General features: G+C 42.6%; 3 protein-coding genes. 2 read left to right on the top strand and 1 reads right to left on the bottom strand.

Annotated features, from left to right (window positions below; all coding sequences use genetic code 11):
• Nucleotides 1-179 precede the first annotated feature (179 nt).
• Together E1163_RS02390 and E1163_RS02385 are read left to right on the top strand one after the other, a co-directional pair.
• Nucleotides 180-551 (top strand): YdeI/OmpD-associated family protein, encoded by a 372-nt coding sequence (locus E1163_RS02390; protein ID WP_155169081.1) that lies wholly within the window; start codon nt 180-182, stop codon nt 549-551.
• 31 nt (nt 552-582) lie between these two features.
• Complete coding sequence (locus E1163_RS02385; protein ID WP_155169079.1) at nt 583-1,206, top strand: GyrI-like domain-containing protein; 624 nt, start codon at nt 583-585, stop codon at nt 1,204-1,206.
• Between the two features lie 86 nt (nt 1,207-1,292).
• On the opposite strand, the gene E1163_RS02380 is transcribed toward E1163_RS02385, so the two are convergent.
• A partial coding sequence (locus E1163_RS02380; RefSeq protein ID WP_155169077.1) for a nitroreductase family protein occupies nt 1,293-1,707 on the bottom strand: 415 nt, incomplete at its 5' end.

Here is a 1,707-nt window from a genome sequence, read left to right as displayed (position 1 = left end):
CTGACTTGTTTTGTGAGTACTTCAAAATAACTAAATCCTGCCCGGGATTTCGTAGAGCTCTCTACGAAAAACATCCGCCTGAAAACAAAAAAATAAATCTACCGCTCACCAAAAAACTACTGACATAGGGCTGTCACAACCCCAGTCTATCTTTGACTAATAACAATTAAAAACACCCTATGGAAATCAAAGATGGAAAGTTGGCTATCTACGCCAGGGATAGAGAAGAATGGAGAGTCTGGCTGGAGCAGAATGGTCAAATTGAGAAATCAGTGTGGCTTATACTCTTTCACAAAAAGAGTGAAATGACCAGTGTCGACCGGATAGAGGCCACAGAGGAGGCTTTATGCTTTGGCTGGATAGACAGTTTGTGTAAAAAGAGAGACAAGGAAAGCTATTATCTGACCTTCTCACCTCGGAAGGGCAAAAGAAGTAACTGGAGCGCACCTAATATAGAAAGAGCCAAAAGAATGATCAAAGAAGGCCGCATGACCGCTCAGGGGCAAATGCTTGTCGACATTGCAAAGCAAGCCGGGAAATGGCAGAGTTGAAATATTAGAAACGAACATTTAAATAATTACTATGGAAAAATTAGACCTGACCAAAAAGTACAAACCTTACTATTCAGCCAAAACCAAACCTGAGCTTATTCATGTGGAGGAAGCACATTACCTGTCCATTACCGGAAAGGGCGATCCGTCCGGAATCCTTTTTGCTGAAAAGATACAGGCGCTGTATTCCACCGCATATGCCGTAAAGTTTGCTTATAAAGATGAGGGGAAAGACTTTGTAGTAGCAAAACTTGAGGGTTTGTGGTGGTTTGATGAGGAAAAGTATAAAGGACTTACCATTACTGAATCATCTCAGAAAGTGCCCAGAAGTGAGTGGGAGTATCGTTTATTGATCCGAATGCCAGAGTATGTTACAGAGGAACAAGTGCGTGAGTGCATAGCAGCAACCCTTGAAAAAAAGCCATTAAAGTTTTTAGATAAGGTTGAATTTTACAAAATGAAGGAAGGGCAGTGTATACAAATGCTCCATGTAGGGCCCTTTGCCAATGAACCCGAATCGCTTCAAAAAATGCAGGGTTTGATTGAGGAAAATACTTTTAAGAAAAATGGCCTCCATCACGAGATCTATTTATCAGATTTTCGCAGGACGGCTCCTGAAAAGCTGAAAACCATCTTGAGGGAACCCGTTGCATAAAGGGTAGATGAACAATGGGCCACGGGCTACGACTTAAAGGCAAATATTGATTTACACCCGGCCCATTGCTTCATCAAACGCAACCTTTAGACCTGCTCAACCACCTCTTCCAGGGCCCGTCGTGACTTGGGCTTTAAGGTGGGCTGGTTGGCATCCTCCGTATCCCTGTAACCAATGGCTACCGCAAACAGTGGCCTATAGTTTTCCAGTCCTAAAATGGTACCATACTCATCGTTTTTAATGCCTTCCATCGGAGTAGAGTCAATACCCATGGCAGCACAAGCACTTAAAAAGAACCCCAGCGATAAATATACCTGATGCGACATCCAGGACTTTATTTCATCCTCTGACTTGGGCTTTATAAACTGGTTATAATACGCTACCGGCCCCTCAGCCAGGTTCTTTTTGATTTGCTGCTCAAATAGCTCAATACTGGTTATTACACTAAACACTACCACATGGCTGGCATCTTTTACTTTAACGTCATTAAAATAAGAGACA

The sequence above is a fragment of the Fulvivirga kasyanovii genome (genome assembly GCF_009711405.1).
Lineage (GTDB): Bacteria > Bacteroidota > Bacteroidia > Cytophagales > Cyclobacteriaceae > Fulvivirga > Fulvivirga kasyanovii.
This window is presented reverse-complemented; position numbering and strand designations above follow the sequence as displayed.

Coding starts and splice junctions, on each gene's coding strand:
- E1163_RS02390 (WP_155169081.1), top strand. CDS start 180: ATGGAAATCAAAGATGGAAAGTTGGCTATCTACGCCAGGGATAGAGAA.
- E1163_RS02385 (WP_155169079.1), top strand. CDS start 583: ATGGAAAAATTAGACCTGACCAAAAAGTACAAACCTTACTATTCAGCC.